Origin of the sequence: Pseudomonas sp. REP124 (assembly GCF_020164475.1) — a bacterium.
Classification (GTDB): domain Bacteria; phylum Pseudomonadota; class Gammaproteobacteria; order Pseudomonadales; family Pseudomonadaceae; genus Aquipseudomonas.
In genome coordinates this window covers 1-22,347 of the sequence record NZ_JAIQWX010000078.1, presented here as the reverse complement: position 1 = coordinate 22,347, position 22,347 = coordinate 1, and the positions used below count along the sequence as shown (strand labels likewise).

General features: G+C 59.5%; 19 protein-coding genes. 1 reads left to right on the top strand and 18 read right to left on the bottom strand.

The genetic code is table 11. From position 1 onward, the window contains the following. Positions 1 to 2 precede the first annotated feature (2 nt). The 16 genes from K9857_RS18785 to K9857_RS18710 all read right to left on the bottom strand — a co-directional run bounded on the left by K9857_RS18785 (position 3) and on the right by K9857_RS18710 (position 17,321). Positions 3 to 869: an alpha/beta fold hydrolase gene (locus tag K9857_RS18785; protein WP_224538173.1), complete on the bottom strand. Its 867-nt coding sequence runs from the start codon at positions 867 to 869 to the stop codon at positions 3 to 5. A gap of 502 nt (positions 870 to 1,371) precedes the next feature. After that, a complete protein-coding gene (locus K9857_RS18780; protein ID WP_224538171.1) occupies positions 1,372 to 1,749 on the bottom strand; it encodes a type II toxin-antitoxin system VapC family toxin in 378 nt (125 codons plus the stop codon). After that, on the bottom strand, positions 1,746 to 2,072 hold the full coding sequence (locus K9857_RS18775; protein WP_411961582.1) for a type II toxin-antitoxin system Phd/YefM family antitoxin: 327 nt from the start codon (positions 2,070 to 2,072) through the stop codon (positions 1,746 to 1,748). Before K9857_RS18775 ends, K9857_RS18780 begins: the two co-directional genes overlap by 4 nt. 311 nt (positions 2,073 to 2,383) lie before the next feature. Continuing rightward, entirely contained in the window at positions 2,384 to 3,847 is a 1,464-nt protein-coding gene (gene nuoN / locus K9857_RS18770) for an NADH-quinone oxidoreductase subunit NuoN (protein ID WP_224538169.1), read from the bottom strand. Between the two features lie 7 nt (positions 3,848 to 3,854). Then, positions 3,855 to 5,387, bottom strand: a complete 1,533-nt coding sequence (gene nuoM / locus K9857_RS18765) for an NADH-quinone oxidoreductase subunit M (RefSeq protein WP_224538167.1) — start codon at positions 5,385 to 5,387, stop codon at positions 3,855 to 3,857. A 39-nt stretch (positions 5,388 to 5,426) separates the two neighbouring features. After that, on the bottom strand, positions 5,427 to 7,280 hold the full coding sequence (gene nuoL / locus K9857_RS18760; RefSeq protein ID WP_224538165.1) for an NADH-quinone oxidoreductase subunit L: 1,854 nt from the start codon (positions 7,278 to 7,280) through the stop codon (positions 5,427 to 5,429). Then, positions 7,277 to 7,585 carry an NADH-quinone oxidoreductase subunit NuoK gene (gene nuoK, locus K9857_RS18755; protein WP_007946416.1) on the bottom strand — a complete coding sequence of 103 codons (309 nt, stop codon included), beginning with the start codon at positions 7,583 to 7,585 and terminating at the stop codon, positions 7,277 to 7,279. The genes nuoL and nuoK overlap by 4 nt, the downstream gene beginning before the upstream one ends. Before the next feature lie 2 nt (positions 7,586 to 7,587). Next, positions 7,588 to 8,091 carry an NADH-quinone oxidoreductase subunit J gene (nuoJ, locus tag K9857_RS18750; RefSeq protein ID WP_085718312.1) on the bottom strand — a complete coding sequence of 168 codons (504 nt, stop codon included), beginning with the start codon at positions 8,089 to 8,091 and terminating at the stop codon, positions 7,588 to 7,590. 9 nt (positions 8,092 to 8,100) lie between these two features. Continuing rightward, entirely contained in the window at positions 8,101 to 8,646 is a 546-nt protein-coding gene (gene nuoI / locus K9857_RS18745; RefSeq protein ID WP_178131195.1) for an NADH-quinone oxidoreductase subunit NuoI, read from the bottom strand. 12 nt (positions 8,647 to 8,658) lie between these two features. Beyond that, a complete protein-coding gene (gene nuoH, locus K9857_RS18740) occupies positions 8,659 to 9,666 on the bottom strand; it encodes an NADH-quinone oxidoreductase subunit NuoH (RefSeq protein WP_224538164.1) in 1,008 nt (335 codons plus the stop codon). Then, positions 9,663 to 12,377 (bottom strand): NADH-quinone oxidoreductase subunit NuoG, encoded by a 2,715-nt coding sequence (gene nuoG / locus K9857_RS18735; protein ID WP_224538163.1) that lies wholly within the window; start codon positions 12,375 to 12,377, stop codon positions 9,663 to 9,665. Before nuoG ends, nuoH begins: the two co-directional genes overlap by 4 nt. 136 nt (positions 12,378 to 12,513) lie before the next feature. Continuing rightward, the gene (gene nuoF / locus K9857_RS18730; RefSeq protein WP_224538161.1) at positions 12,514 to 13,869 is read right to left on the bottom strand and encodes an NADH-quinone oxidoreductase subunit NuoF; all 1,356 of its coding nucleotides are present in this window, start codon (positions 13,867 to 13,869) and stop codon (positions 12,514 to 12,516) included. Continuing rightward, the gene (gene nuoE / locus K9857_RS18725) at positions 13,866 to 14,363 is read right to left on the bottom strand and encodes an NADH-quinone oxidoreductase subunit NuoE (protein WP_008053447.1); all 498 of its coding nucleotides are present in this window, start codon (positions 14,361 to 14,363) and stop codon (positions 13,866 to 13,868) included. Before nuoE ends, nuoF begins: the two co-directional genes overlap by 4 nt. A 2-nt stretch (positions 14,364 to 14,365) precedes the next feature. Continuing rightward, a complete protein-coding gene (gene nuoC / locus K9857_RS18720; protein WP_224538159.1) occupies positions 14,366 to 16,150 on the bottom strand; it encodes an NADH-quinone oxidoreductase subunit C/D in 1,785 nt (594 codons plus the stop codon). A 72-nt stretch (positions 16,151 to 16,222) separates the two neighbouring features. Next, complete coding sequence (locus K9857_RS18715) at positions 16,223 to 16,897, bottom strand: NuoB/complex I 20 kDa subunit family protein (protein ID WP_224538158.1); 675 nt, start codon at positions 16,895 to 16,897, stop codon at positions 16,223 to 16,225. Positions 16,898 to 16,907: 10 nt separating this feature from the next. Beyond that, positions 16,908 to 17,321 (bottom strand): NADH-quinone oxidoreductase subunit A, encoded by a 414-nt coding sequence (locus tag K9857_RS18710; protein ID WP_077045930.1) that lies wholly within the window; start codon positions 17,319 to 17,321, stop codon positions 16,908 to 16,910. A 748-nt stretch (positions 17,322 to 18,069) separates the two neighbouring features. Here K9857_RS18710 and K9857_RS18705 point away from each other — a divergent pair. Continuing rightward, entirely contained in the window at positions 18,070 to 19,518 is a 1,449-nt protein-coding gene (locus K9857_RS18705; protein WP_224538181.1) for an MFS transporter, read from the top strand. A 118-nt stretch (positions 19,519 to 19,636) separates the two neighbouring features. Here the strand turns inward: K9857_RS18705 and aceA are convergent, their stop codons facing one another. Next, on the bottom strand, positions 19,637 to 20,962 hold the full coding sequence (aceA, locus tag K9857_RS18700; protein WP_224538156.1) for an isocitrate lyase: 1,326 nt from the start codon (positions 20,960 to 20,962) through the stop codon (positions 19,637 to 19,639). Between the two features lie 476 nt (positions 20,963 to 21,438). Further along, the gene (locus tag K9857_RS18695; RefSeq protein ID WP_224538155.1) at positions 21,439 to 22,197 is read right to left on the bottom strand and encodes a secretin N-terminal domain-containing protein; all 759 of its coding nucleotides are present in this window, start codon (positions 22,195 to 22,197) and stop codon (positions 21,439 to 21,441) included. Positions 22,198 to 22,347 lie beyond the last annotated feature (150 nt).

Genomic DNA, 22,347 nt, shown 5'->3' with positions numbered 1-22,347 from the left:
CTTTAAGGGACAATTTTGCGTTTCAGCGATTGGCGCACGGCTTTGAGTGTGCCGGGTTCCAGCGCATTGTTTCCGGCACGCAGCAGACGGCACCGCAGTGGATGGCGCTGGCGTAGCCAACGAACGCTGGCCATGCCGAGACCGTCGCCAATGCTCTGAATCACTTCCGTGTTGTCATTGAGTGAGAGCGTTTCGTCTGCACGTGTGAAGAAGTAGCGATTCACGTGGTAGTGCAATTTCAGGCGCATGGTGCGCACCACTTCTTCGTCCGCGAGCTTTTCCAGTGCATCGTCGGGCATCGATTGCCCGCTCAAGTGCAGTGTCGCCTTCAACCAATGCAGGGCCGCCTGTTTCTGCTGCATGTCACAGCCATTGTTCAGTATCTGGTACAGCGCTTCGGCAGTGGGGGCGCAGGTGCCTTGAGGTACTGCCGACAGGCCTTCACGCAAGGCTCTGTCGCTGGCGCTGAAGTTTTCCGCGAAGGGTACGAGGATCGAGATCATCGTGGTTTTCAGCACCGCTTCGGGATAGCGCCGCTGGTATTGAGCGGCCAACCAGCTTCCCCAGGACACGCCCAGCAGACTGATTTTTTCGAAGCCCAGGTGCCGGCGCAGACCATCGATGTCCTCGACGCAATGCGCGGTGTCGTTCATCCGCAGTTCCCCGGGGGGCATGGAGCGGCCACAGCCGCGCTGGTCGAACAGGATGATGTCAAACATTCGCTCGTCGAAGAGCTCCAGGTGCAGCGGATTGCAATAGCCCCCGGGTCCGCCATGCAGGAAAAAGATCGGTTCGCCACCCGGCGTGCCATACCGTTGCCAAAAGAGCTGATGACCGTCGTCGGTCGGGTAATAGCCGCTGTTCACCATTTTTCACTCCCTGAAAAACGAATGCCCTCTGTAGGAGCGAGCTTGCTCGCGATGGTGGCCGAGGCACCGCGGGGTGCCAGATGCCCAACGTCATCGTTGACGACCATCGCGTTCAAGCTCGCTCCTACAGGAGGGCGGGGCAGCGACTGTATGAACTGAAAGTGGGGTGGTCAAAAATGACTGGACGTTTCAGTGTCGTTGTTTCCGGTGAGTGGAAATATGTACACATCAATGGGTGGTTGACGACGGGGCTGAACAATTTCGGACGTTGTGGGAGTCAGCGAGCCTTTTGCTTCGGCTAACGGGTTAAATGACCTGTATGAAATTTCTGTTTGTTGAGTAGTTCGTTCGTCGCGGGCAGGCTCTTCATGATCCTTTGCGGGTTGTGTGCAGCGAATTTTCCTGTGGTGTTTTCCGGTTCTTCAGACCGATGCACAGAGTTCGATCTGTTGGACCTCCAAAATGCAAAACGGCACCCGGAGGTGCCGTTCTTTGTTGTGCATCAAACCAATATCGCCAACGGCGTGTATCTGGTCATGATCGTGTCCGAAGTCAGAAGCTTCATGGGTTCGGTCATGGCGGTCGCCACGATGAGTCGGTCGAACGGGTCTCGATGATGGGGTTCGAGATCCTTCACCGCTATGGCGTGCTCCGACGTAACCGGCAATTCAATGAATCCACTCTCGAGGCAGTATTGGCGAATTTCTTCCAGATCAACGCTCAGCTTCCCCAAGCCAACCTTGATCGCTATTTCCCAGAAACTCGCGGCGCTGACGTAGATTTCTGCGGCGTTGTTTATGAGCATTCGCGCTTTTTCAGATAACTTCTGATCGTCGGCCAATGCCCAGAGCAGAACATGAGTATCCAGCAAGACCCTCAAGCGTGGTGCCCTTCGAAGGCATCCAGCAAGTCGTCTGGCAGCGCCGCATCGAAGTCCTCGGCAAGGACGAGTTTGCCTTTCATCGCGCCGATTCGTTGACCGCGTGGCCGTTCCACTGGAACCAGGCGGGCAAGGGGGCGGCCGTGTTTGGCGATCGTGATGACTTTTCCTGCGGCGGCGTCATCGACCAGTTTGGATAAATTGTTTTTGGCCTCGGCCAGCGGAACAATGATCATGATTTGCCTCCCGTATTCTGGACAAATATAGCCAGAATTTTTTTGACCTGCAAAGTCGCACTGGGCCTCGGAGCAAATGAGTGACATATGGGTAGTTTTAGCGTTATAGGGTCGCGTTGAAGTCGTTTGTTGGCGGTCCTCTGCCAAAGATTCGAGGCCGTCCATCAATTCATGGAAGATGTCGCGTATCATCATTCCCTCTCCTTTTGGTTACTCCATTCTGAAGCCGCAAACGATAAACCCAATGATCGATTTTCCGCTGTAGGACGAAACTAGCAATTTCGCCAGAGCTTTCGGGAATTGCAGAAGGAGGGGAGGGCAGCAGTAACAAATCCTACAAACGCAAAAACGGCACCCGAAGGTGCCGTTTCTGTTTACTGCCTAAAGTGCCTAGGCGATCAACCCGCCAGACCCGATTGCTGAACAAGGTTCAGCAGCGGCTGTGGATACACACCGAGGAAGAACGCTACGAGAGCGATGGCCAGCAGCATCACGCCGCCTGCCTTTTGTTCCCAGTGCAGCTGTGCATCGTGGCGGCGCAGGTTAGGTTCGATCAGGTACAGGGTGACCATGACGCGCAGGTAGTAGAACACGCCGATGGCGCTACCCAGTACCAGGGAACCGACCAGCCACCATTGGTGCGACTCGACACCGGTGGCGATGATGTAGAACTTGCCGATGAAGCCCGCGGTCAGCGGGATGCCGGCCAGGGACAGCATCATCACGGTCAGAACGGCGGTCAGGTACGGACGGCGCCAGAACAGGCCGCGGTATTCGTACAGGGCATCCGCGTCACGACCGTTGTACGGCGAGGACATCAGGGTGATCACGCCGAAGGCGCCGAGGCTGGTGATCACGTAGGTGACCAGGTACACGCCGATGGCTTCCACGGCCAGACCCTTGCTCGCCACCAGGGCGATCAGCAGGTAACCGAAGTGAGCGATGGACGAGTAACCCAGCAGACGCTTGAGGTTGCTCTGGGTCAGGGCCAGCAGGTTACCGAACAGGATCGACGCGATGGCGATGATGGTCAGTACGTTGCTCAGCACGCCGCTGCTCGCCGCTGGCGAGATCTGGAACAGACGCACCATCACCGCGAACACTGCGACCTTCGAAGCGGTTGCCAGGAACGCCGCTACCGGTGCCGGAGCACCTTCGTAGACGTCCGGGGTCCAGAGGTGGAACGGAACCAGCGACAGTTTGAACGCCAGGCCGATCAGCATCATGCCCAGACCCAGTTGCGCCAGCGAGCTCGGCATGCCGGTGGCCGCCAGGGCCTGGCCGATGCCGACGAAGCTCAGGGAGCCGGCGTCAGCGTAGAGCAGGGCCATACCGAACAGCAGGAACGCGGAACCGGCCGCCGACAGCACCATGTACTTGATGCCGGCTTCCAGCGAACGCTTGTTGAAGAAGGCGTAGGCCACCAGACCGTAGACCGGTACCGACAGCAGCTCCAGACCGATGAACAAGCCGGCCAGGTGTTGCGCGCTGACCAGAACCAGGCCACCGGCGGCGGCCATCAGGATCAGCAGGTACAGTTCTTCACGGTTGCCCGGGTAACCCGAACCGCCATCGCCGAGGTAGGCGTGGGCGAGGGTTACACAGGCGAGGGTGGCGACCAGGATCAGCGCCATGTACAGGCAGGCGAAGGTGTCGATCTGCAGCAGTGGGGTCACGGCCAGTGGCGCGACTTTCAAGGCCGGCAGGATCGACAGCAAAGCCAGGTTCAGACCCGCCACCGACAGCAGGAAGGTCTGGGAGTGGTTGCGGCGCCAGGCGATAGCCAGCATCACCACGATGATCGTGGCGCTGGTGATCAACAATGGCGCAAGCGCAATAAAGTGTTGAATCGTGAATTCCATAGCGCTCTTACCGGGCCGAAGCGAGTTGAGTGAAGGCGGTGCCGAGCCATTGCTGCACGCCATGCATCGTAGCGGCAGAGGTATCGAGGAACGGTTGCGGGTAGACGCCGAGGTAAATCAGCAGCACCGCAAGACCGACCACCATGATCATTTCGCGACCGTCCATGCCATGCAGCACCGCGTCCGATTTGGCCGGACCGAAGTACGCACGGTGGATCATGATCAGCGAGTAAACCGAACCGAACACCAGGCCGGTGGTTGCGATCACGGTGATCCACGGAGCGAAGGAGAAGGTGCCGATCAGGATCAGGAACTCGCCGACGAAGTTACCGGTACCCGGCAAGCCCAAGGACGCGGCTGCGAAGAACAGGCTGAGGGCCGGCAGGTAAGCGATCTTCGACCACAGGCCACCCATTTCACGCATGTCGCGGGTGTGGGTGCGTTCGTACAGCTGACCACTCAGGATAAACAGTGCCGCGGCGGAAACACCGTGCGCGAGCATCTGCATCACCGCGCCCTGCAGCGCCAGTTGGCTGCCGGAGTAGATGCCGATCAGTACGAAGCCCATGTGGGAAACGGACGAGAAGGCGATCAGACGCTTGATGTCGGTTTGCGCGAACGCCAGGAACGCACCGTAGAAGATCCCGATCAGACCCAGGGTCATGGCGATCGGCGCGAACTCGGCCGAAGCGTTAGGGAACAGCGGCAGGGCGAAACGCAGCAGACCGTAAGCAGCGGTTTTCAGCAAGATACCGGCCAGGTCCACGGAACCTGCGGTCGGCGCCTGGGCGTGAGCGTCAGGCAACCAGGAGTGGAACGGTACGACTGGCAGTTTCACCGCGAAGGCGATGAAGAAGCCGAGCATCAGGATGTACTCGGTGGTCGTCGACATCTTGGTTTTCAACAGATCGGCGTAGTTGAAGGTAATCACGCCAGTGTCGTTGAAGTTGACCAGTACCAGACCCAGGATCGCCACCAGCATGATCAGGCCGGAAGCCTGAGTGAAGATGAAGAACTTGGTCGCCGCGTAGATCCGGGTTTTCTTGCCGTCCGAAGAACTGTGACCCCAGAGCGCGATGAGGAAGTACATCGGCACCAGCATCATTTCCCAGAAGAAGAAGAACATGAACAGGTCGAGGGCGAGGAACACGCCGACGACGCCGCCCAGAATCCACATCAGGTTCAGGTGGAAGAAGCCAACGTGACGTTGAATCTCTTTCCACGAGCAGAGTACCGAGAGGACACCCAGCAGACCGGTCAGCAGGATCATCAACAGTGACAGGCCGTCGAGGGCCAGGTGCACATTGATGCCGAAGCGCTGGATCCAGACGTGTTTGAATTCAATCACCCAGGTCGGATCGGCACCCGGTGCCGGAGCAAACGAATAGTCGCCATGGGCCCACAGCCAGAGGCCGAGAGCGAGTTCCAGGGACATGGTCAACAGCGCAATCCAGCGGGGGAGGGTGGCGCCGAAGCGCTCACCCATCCAGCACAGCAGGCCGCCGATGAAGGGGATCAGGATTAGCCAAGGCAGAATCATGACGGGCTCAATTCCTTTCGCAAGTTCGCAAGGTTCATATCAGACCGCTACCAGCACGACGGCGCCAATTACCAGCACGGCACCAGCAGCCATCGAGGCGGCATACCAACGCAGTTGACCGGTCTCGGTACGGCTCAGGGCGGTGTGACCGCCTTTGGCCATGCGCGGGATCAGACCGATGGTCTGGTCGAGCGGGTCTTTGCGCAGGATGTGGCTGATCGCCAGGTATGGCTTGACGAACAGTTTGTCGTAGATCCAGTCGAAGCCCCAGGCAGCGAACCACCAGGCCGACAGGATACGGCCGATGCCGCTGTTGGCGACGGCGGTCACGAAGCGACGCTTGCCCAGGAACAGCAGCGCGGACAGCAGGATACCGGCCAGGGCGATGGCGCCCGAAGCGATTTCCAGGCTGTGCTTGGCTTCGCCGCCGGCATGGCCGACGCTTTGTGGCAGCACGCCATGCAGTGGCGGAACGATCATGGCGCCGACGAAAGTCGACAGCACGATCAGCACCGACAGTGGCAGCCAGTGGGCAATGCCGTGACCGGCGTGGGCTTCGGTCTTCGCTTCACCGTGGAACGCGATGAAGATCAGGCGGAAGGTGTAGAGCGAGGTCATGAACGCGCCGACCAGACCTGCGTAGAGCAGACCGTGGTTACCGCTGGCAAACGCTTCCCAGAGGATTTCGTCCTTGGAGTAGAAGCCTGCGGTCACCAGTGGCAGGGCCGCCAGGGCCGCACCGCCGACGATGAAGCTGGCGTAGGCCAGCGGCAGTTTCTTCCACAGGCCACCCATCTTGAAGATGTTCTGCTCGTGGTGGCAGGCAACGATCACCGCACCGGAAGCAAGGAACAGCAGGGCCTTGAAGAAGGCGTGGGTCATCAGGTGGAAGATCGCGCCGTCCCAGGCGCCAACGCCCAGGGCCAGGAACATGTAGCCGATCTGGCTCATGGTCGAGTAGGCGAGGATACGTTTGATGTCGGTCTGAACCAGGGCTGCGAAACCGGCCAGGACCAGCGTCACGCCACCAACGATGCCGACCAGGTGCAGGATTTCCGGCGCCAGGGTGAACAGGCCGTGGGTACGGGCGATCAGGTAGACACCGGCGGTCACCATGGTCGCGGCGTGGATCAGAGCCGAAACCGGGGTAGGACCGGCCATCGCATCCGCCAGCCAGGTTTGCAGTGGCAGCTGCGCGGATTTACCGACAGCACCACCGAGCAGCATCAGAGTCGCCAGAACCATCCAGGTGTCGCCAGCCTGGAATTTCTGCGGTGCCAGCACCAGCAGTTCCTGAACGTTCAGCGTGCCCAACTGGGCAAACAGAATGAACAGGCCGATGGCCATGAACACGTCACCGATACGGGTCACGATGAAGGCTTTGAGTGCGGCGTTACCGTTGTTGCGGTTGCTGTAGTAGAAACCGATCAACAGGTACGAGCACAGGCCTACGCCTTCCCAACCGAAGTACAGGAACAACAGGTTATCGCCCAGGATCAGGAACAGCATGCTGGCGATAAACAGGTTGGTATAAGCGAAGAAACGCGAGTAGCCGTTTTCACCGCGCATGTACCAGGAAGCGAACAGGTGAATCAGGAAGCCGACGCCAACCACCACACCGAGCATGGTCACGGACAGACCATCCAGGTACAGGGCGAAGTTCGGCGTGAAGCCTTCCACTGCCATCCACTGCCACAACACCTGGGTGTAGTGACCGCCTTCCGGCGGGGCGACGTTGAATTGCCAGATCACGTAAGCGGTGACGATCGCCGACAGGCCGATGGAGCCGACGCCGATCAGGGCCGCGAGGTTTTCCGAGATGCGTCCACGGGAGAACGACAGCAGCAGGAAACCAATGAGAGGGAATACGAAAGTCAGAAAGAGTAGGTTCATCCGCGCATCTCACTGGCAGCGTCGATATCGAGCGTGTGGAAGCGGCGATACAGCTGCAACAGAATCGCCAGGCCAATACTGGCCTCGGCGGCTGCAAGGCTGATCACCAGGATGAACATTATCTGTCCATCCGGCTGCGCCCAGCGGCTGCCGGCAACGATGAACGCCAGTGCGGAGGCATTCATCATGACTTCCAGGCTCATCAGCACGAAGAGAATGTTGCGGCGGACCATCAGGCCGACCAGACCGAGGCAGAACAGGATGCCGGCGACCGCCAGACCATGCTCCATAGGGATAGCAGGCATCGTCATTGCTCCTTGGCTTCGTTGCGGCCCAAGTGGAATGCCGTGACGGCTGCGGCGAGCAGCAGCATCGAGGCGAGTTCGACCACCAGCAGGTAAGGACCGAACAGGCTGATGCCCACGGCCTTGGCGTCTACGGTGGTGTGGCCGACAGCCTGACCGCTCTGGTGGGAGAACAGCACATACAGCAGTTCAACCAGCAGCAGCGCGGCGAGGGCGACCGGGCCGCCCCAGATACCGGGCTTGAGCCAGACGCGCTCCTGCTGAACCGAGGCCGGGCCCAGATTCAGCATCATCACCACGAACACGAACAGCACCATGATGGCGCCAGCGTAGGCGATCACTTCCAGGACACCGGCAAACGGTGCGCCGAGGGCGAAGAACGTCATGGCCACGGCGATCAGTGAAATGATCAGGTAGAGCAGGGCGTGCACAGGGTTGGTGTTGGTGATCACGCGGAGCGTGGACACCACAGCGATACCCGATGCGAAATAGAAAGCGAATTCCATCTTTCTTCCTTAAGGCAGCAAGCTCTTCACGTTGATCGGTTCGGCTTCGTTCTGCGCGGTGCCTTTCGGCTTCCCGGCAATCGCCATACCTGCAACACGATAGAAGTTGTAATCAGGGTTTTTGCCGGGGCCGGAGATCAGCAGATCTTCTTTCTCGTAAACCAGGTCCTGACGTTTGAACTCGGCCATTTCGAAATCCGGCGTCAGCTGGATCGCGGTGGTCGGGCAGGCTTCCTCGCAGAGGCCGCAGAAAATGCAGCGCGAGAAGTTGATGCGGAAGAAGTCCGGGTACCAGCGACCGTCTTCTGTTTCAGCTTTCTGCAGCGAGATGCAACCGACCGGGCAAGCCACGGCGCACAGGTTGCAGGCTACGCAACGCTCTTCGCCGTCGGGGTCGCGGGTCAGGACGATACGGCCACGATAGCGCGGCGGCAGGTAGACCGGTTCTTCCGGGTACTGCAGCGTGTCGCGCTTGCGGAAGGCGTGGCCGAAAATCATCACCAGGCTGCGAAGCTGGGTGTAGAGGCCATGCACGATGTCAAAAATGTACTTCATGATTCTCTATCCTCACTGAGCCGCGACGGCGGGCGTGTTGAGCAACACGATCGCAGCGGTCACCAGCATGTTGACGAGGGTCAGCGGCAGGCAGAACTTCCAGCTGAAATCCATCACTTGGTCATACCGTGGGCGCGGAATCGAAGCGCGCAGCAGGATGAACAGCATGATGAAGAAACCGGTTTTCAGTGCGAACCAGATGAACGGGATCTGCGGCAGGATGCCGAACGGACCGTGCCAGCCACCGAAGAACAGGGTCACCAGCAAGGCGGAGATCAGCACGATGCCGATGTACTCGCCCACGAAGAACATGCCCCATTTCATGCCGGCGTATTCAATGTGGTAACCGTCGGCCAGTTCCTGTTCCGCTTCCGGCTGGTCGAACGGGTGACGGTGAGTCACGGCGACGCCGGCGATGAAGAAGGTCAGGAAACCGAAGATCTGCGGGATGATGAACCACAGGTGCTGAGCCTGGTAGTCGACGATGTCGCGCATGTTGAACGAGCCGACCTGGATCACGATGCCCATCAGCGACAGGCCCATGAACACTTCGTACGACACGGTCTGCGCCGAGGCACGCAAGCTGCCCAGCAGGGCGAACTTGTTGTTGCTCGACCAGCCGGCGAACAGCACCGCGTAGACCGACAGACCGGCCATGGCGAAGAAGAACAGGATACCGATGTTCAGATCCGCCACACCCCAGGTCGGGGTGATCGGGATGATCGCGAAGGCAATCAGCAGGGCGCTCATGGCCACGACCGGTGCCAGGGTGAAGATCATCTTGTCGGCGAACGGCGGGGTCCAGTCTTCCTTGAAGAACATCTTGATCATGTCGGCGGCGATCTGGAACGCACCGAACGGACCGACACGGTTCGGACCGTAACGGTCCTGCCAGAGGGCGAGCAGACGACGCTCGACCCAGCTGAGCAGGGCGCCGCAGACCACCACGGCAAGCAGAATCACCACGGCCTTGAGGACGGCGATGATGATGTCGATCACTTCAGGAGTGAACCAGGTCATTGAGCTGCCTCCTGCAGACCGTCAACGGATTTGCCAAAGATCGCCGGCGGGATGCCGGCGATGCCCGCAGGCAGTGCAACCAGACCTGCGCTCAGTTCTTCGTTGATGCGCAGTGGCAGACGCAGGGTCTGGCCAGCCACGTTCAAGCTCAGCATGGCGCCGTCGTTGACACCCAGACGGTCGGCTTCGGACTTGGCCAGTGCAACGTAGGCGGCCGGAATGCGTTCCTGGACCGGAGCGGCTTTCGAAGAGTTCTCTTCGCTGCCGAACAGGTGGAAGAACGGCACGACCTGCCAGGTACCCTGGGCCGGGTTGAACGGACGCGGAACGCTGGCGAACCAGTTCAGCGAGTCACCGGTGCTTTCGATCAGGCGGGTGCCCGGGTCGCCAGCGCGGATGTGACCACCGACTTCGTCCTGGAACTTGTTCCAGGCTTGCGGCGAGTTCCAGCCCGGAGACCAGGCGAATGGCACTTGCTGACGTGGTTCGGCCGAACCCGAGTAACCTTCCATGGAGAAGGCGAACGCGGTGTCCTTGTCCTGCGGGGTACGCGGTTCGTGCACGCTGATGTCGGCGCGCATGGCGGTACGACCGGAGTAGCGCAGCGGTTCACGGGCCAGTTTCAGACCCTTGATGCGGAACGCGGCGGACGGTGCGGCGTCGACGATGGCGGCCAGCTGTGGAGTGCTGGAGGCGACCGCGGCGGTGACGTGGTCCAGTTGGGTCCAGTCGATCGCCTGGTTCAGCAGGGTGGCGCGCAGGGCATGCAGCCAGCGCCAGCCTTCGTGGACCAGGATGCTGGCGTCCATGTATTGCGGGTCGAAGACCTGGAAGAAACGCTGGGCGCGGCCTTCCTGGCTGACCAGGGTGCCGTCGCCTTCAGCGAAGCTGGCGGCTGGCAGGACCAGGTGCGCGCGGTCGCTGGTGGCAGTCTTCTGATGGTCGGCGACGATCAGCACTTTCGCAGCGTTCAGGGCTGCGTCGACGCGAGCCTTGTCGGTACGGGTGTACAGATCGTTTTCCAGAACGACGATGGCGTCAGCCTTGCCGTCGATGACCGCTTGCAGCGCGGCGTCGACCGATTCGCCACCGAGCATGGCCAGGCCGAGGCTGTTGGCTTCCGGCACGATCAGGCTGATGGAACCGTTCTTCTCGCGCAGCTTCAGGGCTTTCGCAATGTTGGCGGCAGCCTCGATCAGCGCTTTGGAGCCCAGGGAAGTACCGGCGATGATCAGCGGACGCTTGGCTGCGAGCAGAGAGTCGGCGATGCGCTTGGCCAGTTCCAGAGCTTCGGCGTCCAGGCCTTCGACGGCAGGCGCGCTGGCGTCAAGGGCGTGAGCCACGGCGAAACCGATGCGGGCCAGGTCGTCGGGAGCGGCGTGAACGCATTCTTCGGCGATGTCGTCGAGCTTGGTTTCAGCCAGGCTGGCGATGAACAGCGGGTTCAGTGCGTGCTGACCGATGTTCTTCACCGCGGCGTCGAGCCAAGGCTGAACGCGCATGGCGTCGGCCATGTCTTCGGCCTTGCCCTTGACCGACTGACGCAGGGCCAGGGCCATGCGCGCTGCGGTCTGGGTCAGGTCTTCACCGAGGACGAACACGGCGTCGTGATCCTCGATGTCGCGCATGTTCGGTACTGGCAGCGGGCTGTCTTTCAGCACTTGCAGGACCAGACGGATGCGTTCCAGTTCGGACGCTTCGATACCGGAGTAGAAGTGCTCGGCGCCGACCAGCTCGCGCAACGCGTAGTTGCTTTCGAGGCTGGCGCGGGGCGAACCGATACCGACGATGTTGCGACCGCGCAGCAGGTCGGCGGCTTTATCCAGGGCTTCGTCCAGGCTCAGCTTGGCGCCGTTGGCCAGCAACGGCTGACGTGGACGGTCGGTGCGGTTGACGTAGCCATAACCGAAACGGCCACGGTCGCACAGGAAGTACTGGTTCACCGAACCGTTGTAGCGGTTTTCGATGCGACGCAGTTCGCCGTAACGCTCGCCCGGGGAGATGTTGCAACCGCTGGAGCAGCCATGGCAGATGCTCGGCGAGAACTGCATGTCCCACTTGCGGTTGTAGCGCTCGGAGTGAGTCTTGTCGGTGAACACACCGGTCGGGCAGACCTCGGTGAGGTTGCCGGAGAACTCGCTTTCCAGGGTGCCGTCTTCAACGCGACCGAAGTACACGTTGTCGTGAGCGCCGTAGACGCCCAGGTCGGTACCGCCAGCGTAGTCTTTGTAGAAGCGCACGCAGCGATAGCAGGCGATGCAGCGGTTCATTTCGTGAGAAATGAACGGGCCCAGTTGCTGGTTCTGGTGGGTACGCTTGGTGAAGCGGTAACGGCGCTCGTTGTGGCCGGTCATTACCGTCATGTCTTGCAGGTGGCAGTGACCGCCTTCTTCACAGACCGGGCAGTCGTGAGGGTGGTTGGTCATCAGCCATTCAACAACACTGGCGCGGAAGGCCTTGGATTCTTCATCTTCGATGGAGATCCAGGTGTTGTCGGTGGCAGGAGTCATGCAGGACATGACGATACGACCACGGGTGTCGTTTTCGTCGGTGTACTGCTTGACCGCGCATTGGCGGCAAGCGCCAACGCTGCCCAAGGCAGGGTGCCAGCAGAAATACGGAATATCGAGGCCTAGCGACAGACATGCCTGTAACAGGTTGTCTGCCCCGTCGACTTCGAGCGCTTTGCCGTCTACGTGGATAGTGGCCATGGTTCAAAGTTCTTCGTTGGCCCGGTGTCAGCGGGCGTGGCTAATGGAATCTTGTTATCCGCACGAATCAACACAGCCGGTAAAGGCGTCATCGCACGAAAAGCGAAGGGCACGGACCCTTCGCTTTTTTAAGCGTTTACGCGCCGACTACGATCGGCTTTGCCAGAGGCGGGACGACGGCGCTTTCAGGCGCGATGCCGGCTTCGAACTCATGGCGGAAGTATTTGATTGCGCTGCCCAACGGCTCCACGGCGCCCGGTGCGTGAGCACAGAAGGTCTTGCCTGGGCCGAGGAAACCGACCAGACCCAGCAGGGTCTCGATGTCGCCGGCACGCCCTTGACCGTTCTCGATCGCCATCAGGAGCTTGACGCTCCATGGCAGACCGTCGCGGCACGGGGTGCAGAAGCCACAGGATTCGCGAGCGAAGAACTGCTCCATGTTGCGCAGCAGGGACACCATGTTGACGCTGTCGTCCACCGCCATGGCCAGGCCGGTACCCATACGGGTGCCTACTTTGGCGATGCCGCCGGCGTACATTTGTGCGTCCAGGTGCTCCGGCAGCAGGAAGCCGGTACCGGCTCCGCCTGGCTGCCAGGCCTTGAGCTTGTAACCGTCGCGCATGCCGCCGGCGTAGTCTTCGAACAGCTCGCGAGCAGTCACGCCGAATGGCAGTTCCCACAGGCCAGGGTTCTTGACCTTGCCGGAGAAGCCCATGAGCTTGGTGCCCATGTCTTCGCTGCCTTCGCGGGCCAACGATTTGTACCAGTCCACGCCGTCGGCGATGATCGCCGGTACGTTGCACAGGGTTTCGACGTTGTTCACACAGGTCGGCTTGCCCCACACGCCAACGGCGGCAGGGAAGGGCGGCTTGGAGCGCGGGTTGGCGCGGCGGCCTTCGAGGGAGTTGATCAGTGCGGTTTCTTCACCGCAGATGTAACGCCCGGCGCCGGTGTGGACGAACAGCTCGAAATCGAAACCGCTGCCCAGGATGTTCTTGCCCAGCAGGCCAGCTGCCTTGGCTTCTTCCACGGCACGGTTCAGGTGCTTGGCGGCGGTGGTGTACTCGCCACGCAGGAAGATGTAGCCACGGTAGGTTTTCAGTGCGCGGGCACTGATCAGCATGCCTTCGATCAGCAGATGGGGCAGTTGCTCCATCAGCATGCGGTCTTTCCAGGTGTTGGGCTCCATTTCGTCCGCGTTGCACAGCAGGTAGCGGATGTTGATGGATTCGTCCTTGGGCATCAGGCCCCACTTCACGCCAGTGGGGAAGCCTGCACCGCCGCGGCCCTTGAGGCCCGAATCTTTCACGGTCTGGACGATGTCGTCCTGAGCCATGTCGGCGAAGGCCTTGCGCGCAGCGGCGTAACCGTTCTTGGCCTGGTACTCGTCGAGCCAGACGGCTTCGCCGTCGTCACGCAGACGCCAGGTGAGCGGGTGAGTCTCGGCCGAACGCTTGATGCGGTTGGCAGGACCGAAGGAAGTCAGGGTCATACGTAGCCCTCGAGCAGTTTGGCAACGCCTGCTGGCTGTACATCGCCAAAGGTGTCGTCGTCGATCATCAGCGCCGGCGCCTTGTCGCAGTTGCCGAGGCAGCAGACCGGCAGCAGGGTGAAACGACCGTCGGTGGTGGTCTGACCCAGGCCGATGCCCAGCTTGCTCTGGATTTCGCTGACCACGGACTCGTGGCCGCCGATGTAGCAGACCATGCTGTCGCAGACGCGAATGATGTGGCGACCTACCGGTTGACGGAAGATCTGACTATAGAAGGTTGCAACGCCTTCGACGTCGCTGGCCGGGATGCCGAGGATTTCGCCGATGGCGTACAGGGCGCCATCCGGTACCCAGCCACGTTCCTTCTGGACGATCTTCAGGGCTTCGATCGACGCCGCGCGCGGATCTTCGTAGTGATGCAGCTCGTGCTCGATGGCCGAGCGCTCGGTTTCACTCAAGGTGAAACGGTCTGTCTGGATAAGCGTGCTGTTCATGCTTAGCGGTCCACGTCGGCCATAACGAAGTCGATACTACCCAGGTACGCGATCAAGTCCGCGACCATGCTGCCTTTGATCACCGAAGGGATCTGCTGCAGATGCGGGAAGCTTGGGGTACGAATCCGGGTGCGGTAGCTCATGGTGCCGCCATCGCTCGTCAGGTAATAACTGTTGATGCCCTTGGTCGCTTCGATCATCTGGAAGGATTCGTTGGCCGGCATGACCGGGCCCCACGAAACTTGCAGGAAGTGCGTAATCAAGGTTTCGATGTGCTGCAGCGTGCGCTCTTTCGGCGGCGGCGTGGTCAGCGGGTGGTCCGCCTTGTACGGGCCTTCCGGCATGTTGCGCAGGCACTGATCGATGATGCGGATGCTCTGGCGCATTTCTTCCACGCGCACGATGCAACGGTCGTAGGCATCGCCATTGGCGGCCAGCGGCACTTCGAACTCGAAGTTCTCGTAGCCCGAGTACGGACGCGCTTTACGCAGGTCGAAGTCGCAACCGGTGGAACGCAGACCGGCACCGGTGACACCCCATTCCAGGGCTTGCTTGGTGTTGTAGTCGGCGACGCCGATGGTACGGCCACGCAGGATGCTGTTGTCCAAAGCGGCCTTCTGGTATTCGTCCAGACGCTTTGGCATCCACTCGACGAAATCCTTGACCAGCTTTTCCCAGCCGCGCGGCAGGTCGTGGGCGACGCCACCGATGCGGTACCAGGCCGGGTGCAGACGGAAACCGGTGATCGCTTCGATCACGGTGTAGGCGCGCTGACGGTCGGTGAAGGTGAAGAACACCGGGGTCATGGCGCCGACGTCCTGGATGTAGGTACCCAGGAACAGCAGATGGCTGGTGATCCGGAAGAACTCGGCCATCATGATGCGGATGACGTCGACCTTCTCCGGCACCTTGATGCCGGCCAGCTTCTCGACCGAGAGCACGTACGGCAGGTTGTTCATCACGCCGCCGAGGTAGTCGATACGGTCGGTGTACGGGATGAAGCTGTGCCAGGACTGACGCTCGGCCATCTTCTCGGCACCACGGTGGTGGTAGCCGACGTCCGGCACGCAATCGACGATCTCTTCACCGTCCAGCTGCAGGATGATACGGAATGCACCGTGCGCCGAAGGGTGGTTCGGACCCAGGTTGAGGAACATGTAGTCCTCGTTCGGGCCGGAACGTTTCATGCCCCAGTCTTCGGGCTTGAAGCGCGCGGACTCTTCTTCGAGCTGCTGCTTGGCCAGGTTCAGGGTGAACGGATCGAATTCGGTGGCGCGGGCAGGGAAGTCCTTGCGCAGCGGGTGACCTTCCCAGGTCGGCGGCATCATGATGCGCGACAGGTGAGGGTGACCTTTGAAGTCGATGCCGTACATGTCCCAGACTTCACGCTCGTACCAGTTGGCGTTCGGCCAGATGCTGGTGACGGTCGGAACGCTGAGGTCGCTCTCGGACAAGGCGACTTTGATCATGACGTCGCTGTTACGCTCGATCGACATCAGGTGATAGAACACGGTGAAGTCGGCGCCGCTCGGCAGCCCTTGACGCTTGGTGCGCAGACGCTCGTCCACGCCGTGCAGGTCATAGAGCATGACGTACGGCTTGGGCAGGTTACGCAGGAAGGTCATTACTTCGACGAGTTTGGCACGGGCAACCCAAAGCACCGGCATGCCGGTGCGAGTAGGCTGGGCGGTGAACGCCTCGGGGCCAAAACGATTGTTCAGTTCGACGACCACATCCTGGTCGTCTGCCTTGTAAGGCGGGATGTACAGAGCACTGCCTGTAGTCATGGTTATTTATCGCTTTCGGTCAACGTAAAGAATGAAGCCAGTTTTTCGTTTCTTTGAAACAGCGGAACTGGATCAGACTTCGTCGGGGCTGCGCAGGTTGGTGACCTGAATACGCTGTTCGCGGCGCTTTTCCTTTTCCGATGGCATGTCGGCGCGATAAACGCCTTGATCGCCAACGACCCAGGAAAGTGGGCGACGCTCCTGGCCAATCGACTCCTGCAACAGCATCAAGCCTTGCAGGAAAGCTTCAGGGCGAGGAGGGCAGCCAGGCACGTAAACGTCCACGGGCAGGAACTTGTCCACCCCTTGAACCACAGAGTAGATGTCGTACATGCCACCGGAGTTTGCGCACGAACCCATGGAGATAACCCACTTCGGTTCGAGCATCTGCTCGTAGAGACGCTGGATGATCGGCGCCATCTTGATGAAGCAGGTACCGGCGATAACCATGAAATCCGCCTGACGCGGTGATGCCCGGATAACCTCGGCGCCGAAGCGCGCGATGTCGTGGGGCGCCGTGAAGGCGGTGGTCATTTCCACGTAGCAGCACGAAAGACCGAAGTTATACGGCCACAGGGAGTTCTTGCGCCCCCAGTTGATCGTGCCGTTAAGCACGTCTTCGAGCTTGCCCATGAAAATGTTTTTGTGGACTTGATCTTCTAACGGATCGGAAACGGTTTCCCGTTGGCCAATCGGATACTGCTCGTTAGGAGCATCGGGGTCGATCCTGGTGAGATTGTATTGCATTGCCAAAGCCTCATTGTTTCAGCTTCGCTTGCCGCTTGCGCCGAGCTTCCGGAGCCCAGTCAAGGGCGCCCACTCGGAATAGGTAGACAAGACCTGCCAACAGAATTGCTATGAAAACGAGAGCTTCGACGAATCCGGTCCAGCCGCTTTCGCGGACGGACACAGACCATGCAAAGAGAAAGAGGGCTTCGATATCGAAGATCACGAAGAGCATCGCGACCAGATAGAATTTGGCAGAGAGCCGCAAGCGGGCGCCACCTGTAGGTAGCATGCCGGACTCGAACGGTTCGTTTTTGCTGCGTCCCCAGGCTTTTGACCCGAGGAGGCTGGATACACCCAGCATGAAGGCACAGAGGCCGATGACGCCTAGAAGGAAAATGGCAAAGCCCCAGTTGTGGGCCATGAGTCCTGTCGCTTCGGGCATGCTGGTAATCCTTAACAGAGAGCAAAGGTCTCTGAGCTTGAAAAGAAACAATGCAGTGACGATATGTCGCAGCAATCAATCCCGCTGATTTTATGGCTAAACACCCTGCAAGTAAAATTCCTATAGCGAAATTATTTATAGGAATAAGGACATCCCCTATCCCCAAACCCCCTGTAGCCCTTGCGTTGCGGGCATTAGCCGATTTTTCGTCAATTATGTTTTGTAGGTAATGTAACGAACATGTTTTTGGCTAAATGATAATTATTATTGTTTGAAGTGGTTTTCAAACTGTTTTATGTGAGGTGCTTCCGAAAGTTGGCTTATATGTGCGTTACAACAAGTAGCGCGGGTGTGAGTTTCGGGCGGTTTTGGTGTGTGCGGTGACGCTGCCTCGGCGCGATTCCTGTAGGAGCGAGCATGCTCGCGATGGAGGTTCAGACACCGCGGGGTGTCAGGACGCCAGCGTCATCGTTGGCGACCATCGCGAGCGTGCTCGCTCCTACAGGGGGGAGGGGGTGGGAAACGTCCTACAGGCCATTCGCGCGCTGACGTGAGATCGGTCTCCATTTTTGTTCTGCAGCGGTTCTCCCGCTGGGCCGCGAACCCGTATTCGGTAATCTACAGCTCGAAAGGCGGTTCAGGAATGAACGCCTGAATATGGAAATTCTGGAGCTGACAGATGCAGCCAGCGACAACCCCGCCCCTTGTCTCCATCCTCCAGAATCGCTCGAAAGGCGCAGCCTTGCTGGTGATCCTGCTTCCGGTCCTTCTGGTGACCATCGATAACACAATTCTCAATTTCGCATTACCTCGAATAGCTGCCGCACTGAATCCGTCTGCTGCCGAGCAATTGTGGATGATCGACGCTTATTCTCTGGTGCTGGCCGGGTTGTTGGTGACCATGGGCGGTGCTGGAGATCGATTCGGGCATCGACGCATGCTTTGTGTGGGGTGTATCGGGTTCGCTGTGGTGTCGACGGGCGTAGTGTTTTCGCAGCAGGCCTGGCATCTGATCGCGGGGCGTGCGGTCTTGGGTTTTTTCGGCGCGATGATCTTGCCCGCGACCCTGGCTCTGATTCGTACCGCATTTGAGGATCGGGAGGAGCGGCGTCTGGCAGTGGCTCTCTGGGCTACGTGCCTGACCTTAGGGTCGGCTTTGGGTCCATTGCTGGGCGGTGTGCTGCTGGAGTATTTCGATTGGCAATCGGTTTTTCTTGTAGCTCTGCCATTCCTGCTGCCAGTGTTGCTCCTCGCACCGATGATTACCGAGTCGCCAAGGCAGTCTGACAGATCGATCGATTATCCGAGCATCCTGCTGAGCCTGGGGGCTATGACCAGTGCGATGCTAAGCCTCAAGCATCTGGCAACCGTTGGCTTCGATGGCCAGGTTGTAATCTGGGCGCTTTGCGGATTGTTGCTGGGCGTAGCGTTTGTCCGTCGCCAGCTAAGGTTGGAACAGCCGCTATTGGATCTTGAGTTGTTTGGCTCTTCAACCTTCAGTGTGTCCATTGCGGTAAACCTTGTGAGTCTGGGTCTGCTGATTGGCTTCATCTTTTTCGCCACACAGTTATTGCAACTGGTCTTCGGGTTGTCCCCGTTGCTGGCCAGCCTGATTCTGGTGCCTGGGCAGATCCTGGCGATTGCAGCGGGCCTTGCCATCGTGCCGATTGCGCAAAAAAATCCATCGGACAGGGTTATCGCGAGTTGCTTGCTACTGGCTGCTGCAGCTTTCGCGATGATGGCGTTGTTTGAAACTACGGCGCTGGTCGTGGGTGTGGCGTTCGTGATTCTCAACGCGAGTGTTGCCGCCATCACCACCGTGTCCAACGACCTTGTATTAGGCGCTGTACCGGCCGAAAGCGCCGGTAGTGCCTCGTCTGTAAGCGAAACGGCTTACGAGGTCGGTGTGGTGCTGGGGACCACGTTGATCGGAGGGGCGGTAGCGGCGCTTTATCGATTGTCCCTGTCGGTACCCGAAGGCGTGCCCGAACATGTAGTGACTGCGGTTGCGACGTTGGGAGGTGCTCACGCCGTCAGCCAGACCTTTCCTGAAGAAATGGCTGCGCAAATTCTGCAGGAAGCTAATACCGCTTTCACGGAAGGCGTGATGACGACCAGCGCCTTCATGGCGGCGCTGATTATGATATTTGCGCTGATTGCATACCGGTTTTTGCGAGTGAAGAAAGAGGATTGTTGAAACAACAACCCATGCACTCGACGAAAAAAAGCCCCGAACCAGTCGGGGCTTCAGATCGTTGGCTTTGCGGTTAGCTTTTACTTGATCCGCAAGGGCCAATACTCGGATGAGCGGTCAATCAGTGGAACTGCTCTTCTTCAGTAGAACCGGTCAGCGCGGTTACCGAGGACGAGCCACCCTGGATCACGGTGGTCATGTCGTCGAAGTAGCCGGTACCCACTTCCTGCTGGTGAGCCACGAAGGTGTAGCCCTTGGCGGCGTCAGCGAATTCCTGCTCTTGCAGCTTCACGTAGGCAGTCATGTCGTTGCGGGCGTAGTCGTGCGCCAGGTTGAACATGCTGTGCCACATGTTGTGAATGCCGGCCAGGGTGATGAACTGGTGCTTGTAACCCATGGCGGACAGTTCGCGCTGGAACTTGGCGATGGTCGCGTCGTCCAGGTTCTTCTTCCAGTTGAAGGAAGGCGAGCAGTTGTACGACAGCAGTTGGTCCGGGTATTCCTTCTTGATCGCTTCGGCGAAGCGACGGGCTTCTTCCAGGTCCGGCTTGGCGGTTTCGCACCAGATCAGGTCGGCGTACGGAGCATAAGCCAGGCCGCGGGCGATCGCCTGGTCCAGGCCAGCGCGTACTTTGTAGAAGCCTTCCAGGGTGCGCTCGCCAGTCACGAATGGCTGGTCGTACGGGTCGCAGTCGGAAGTCAGCAGGTCAGCCGCGTTGGCGTCGGTACGAGCCAGGATGATGGTCGGAGTACCGGCGACGTCAGCTGCCAGGCGGGCAGCGGTCAGCTTCTGTACAGCTTCCTGGGTAGGAACCAATACCTTGCCGCCCATGTGGCCGCATTTCTTCACGGAAGCCAGTTGGTCTTCGAAGTGAACGCCGGCGGCGCCTGCTTCGATCATGCTCTTCATCAGCTCGTAGGCGTTCAGTACGCCGCCGAAACCGGCTTCGGCGTCAGCCACGATTGGCGCGAAGTAGTCGATGTAGCCTTCATCGCCCGGGTTCTTGCCTGCTTTCCACTGGATCTGGTCGGCACGACGGAACGAGTTGTTGATGCGCTTGACCACGGTTGGAACCGAGTCCACCGGGTACAGCGACTGGTCCGGGTACATCGATTCGGCGGAGTTGTTGTCCGCAGCCACTTGCCAGCCCGACAGGTAGATCGCCTGGATGCCGGCTTTGACTTGTTGTACAGCCTGGCCGCCGGTCAGGGCGCCCATGCAGTTGACGAAATCTTTCTCAGGACGGAAGGCTGGCTTGGCACCCTGGGTAACCAGGTTCCACAGCTTCTCGGCGCCCATTTTTGCAAAGGTGTGCTCAGGTTGAACCGAGCCACGCAGGCGGACGACGTCAGCAGCGGAGTAGGTGCGTGTCACGCCTTTCCAGCGCGGGTTTTCAGCCCAGTCTTTTTCAAGGGCTGCAATTTGCTGTTCGCGTGTCAGTGCCATGGAGATAAACCTCGTCGCGTCTTTATGAAAAGTTGTTCTGCGGTGGAATATTCATGCGCTCGCTGACCAGAGACTCGGGTGGTCAGGTCGGTTCGGCGGGGATGGCGACGGGATGAACGATGGGCTCGAGGGGAAGTGAGCAGGTAAAGGCGAAAACTGCGGGCGCATTCGGGCGTCGTGGGCCTTGGTACGAACATCAGTGTGGTGCCGGGTTACCTAAATTACGCTTCCGTCCCTCGGGACAACTTCGTTCCAGTCGGCAACCTCGTCAAACACACCTTGTGGGCGGTACAGACACGAAGCGGTTCGCGGGGGTAGGTGCGAACATCGCCTCGAAGGCCCTTGCCAGGGCCTCTGATTAGCGGGAGCGAGGCCATCATGCCTTCGCTTTTTTGCCCCGTCAAACAATTTGTAGTGCTTTTTTTCAAGCACTACATCTTTGGTCTAATACGACTTGTCAGTCAGTTTTCGGTGTCTCAGTCCAAAGTATCGACTTTCACCCGCAGGGTCATGTCGTTGCGGCTTTGGGTCGAGTAACTGCGGGCCAGGCCCTGTTTATCGGCCTGTGTCTGGCCATTCATGCCGGCCAGCAGGATCCATTCACCCACGCGCCCGGTGACGGTTGTGTCGGTACTTTGGACGTTCACTACATCGGGACGTTCCTGGCTCATACGGTCACGGTTGGTACTGATCGACAGGTGGACGATCTCACCGGTGACGCTGGCAGTGACGTAAAAACCCTGGGTGACGTTGCGGTATTCGGTCTCGCTGCGCAGGTCGCCGTAGGAATCAGTCTGGCTGCTGGTTAGCGGCACGCTCTGGCCGACCTGGATCAGTGCCGGCATGCCGTCGGTGGCCTGGACCTGCTGGATGCCGCCGTCCCTGCTGTCGGTGCTGCGGTTGATGATGCGGACCTGGGGTTTGTTGCCATTGACCGAATAACCCTGGTCGCCCTGGAAGTTGTTTTCGTTGGTGTCGACCGTGATCAGCAGGCGCTTTGGTGCGATATCGAGTTGGCTGATCAGGGCTTTAAGTTCGTCGATCTTGCGCTGATCGGCGTTGACGATGAGTTGATTGCCATAGGCGCTGACCTGACCATCCCTGCCGATGAAATTCTGTGCCACCGGCAACATGTCGGCGCTGGTGTGGTAGTTCAGGGGCACGATTTCGGTGGCCGCCATGACCGAAAAACTGCAGGCCACCAGCAGCGTGGTGAGCAGGGTGCGTAGGGACATATCCGTTATCTCCGCGATGAAAGGTGTTGTGGATGCGAGGGTATCCAGTTTGTCGGCGTCGCGTGGGGCTAATTGAATCGTAGACAGCAAAACGCCCCGGCATTAGCAAATGGCGGGGCGTTTTTGTGGTGTTTCTGAGGGCCTCTTCGC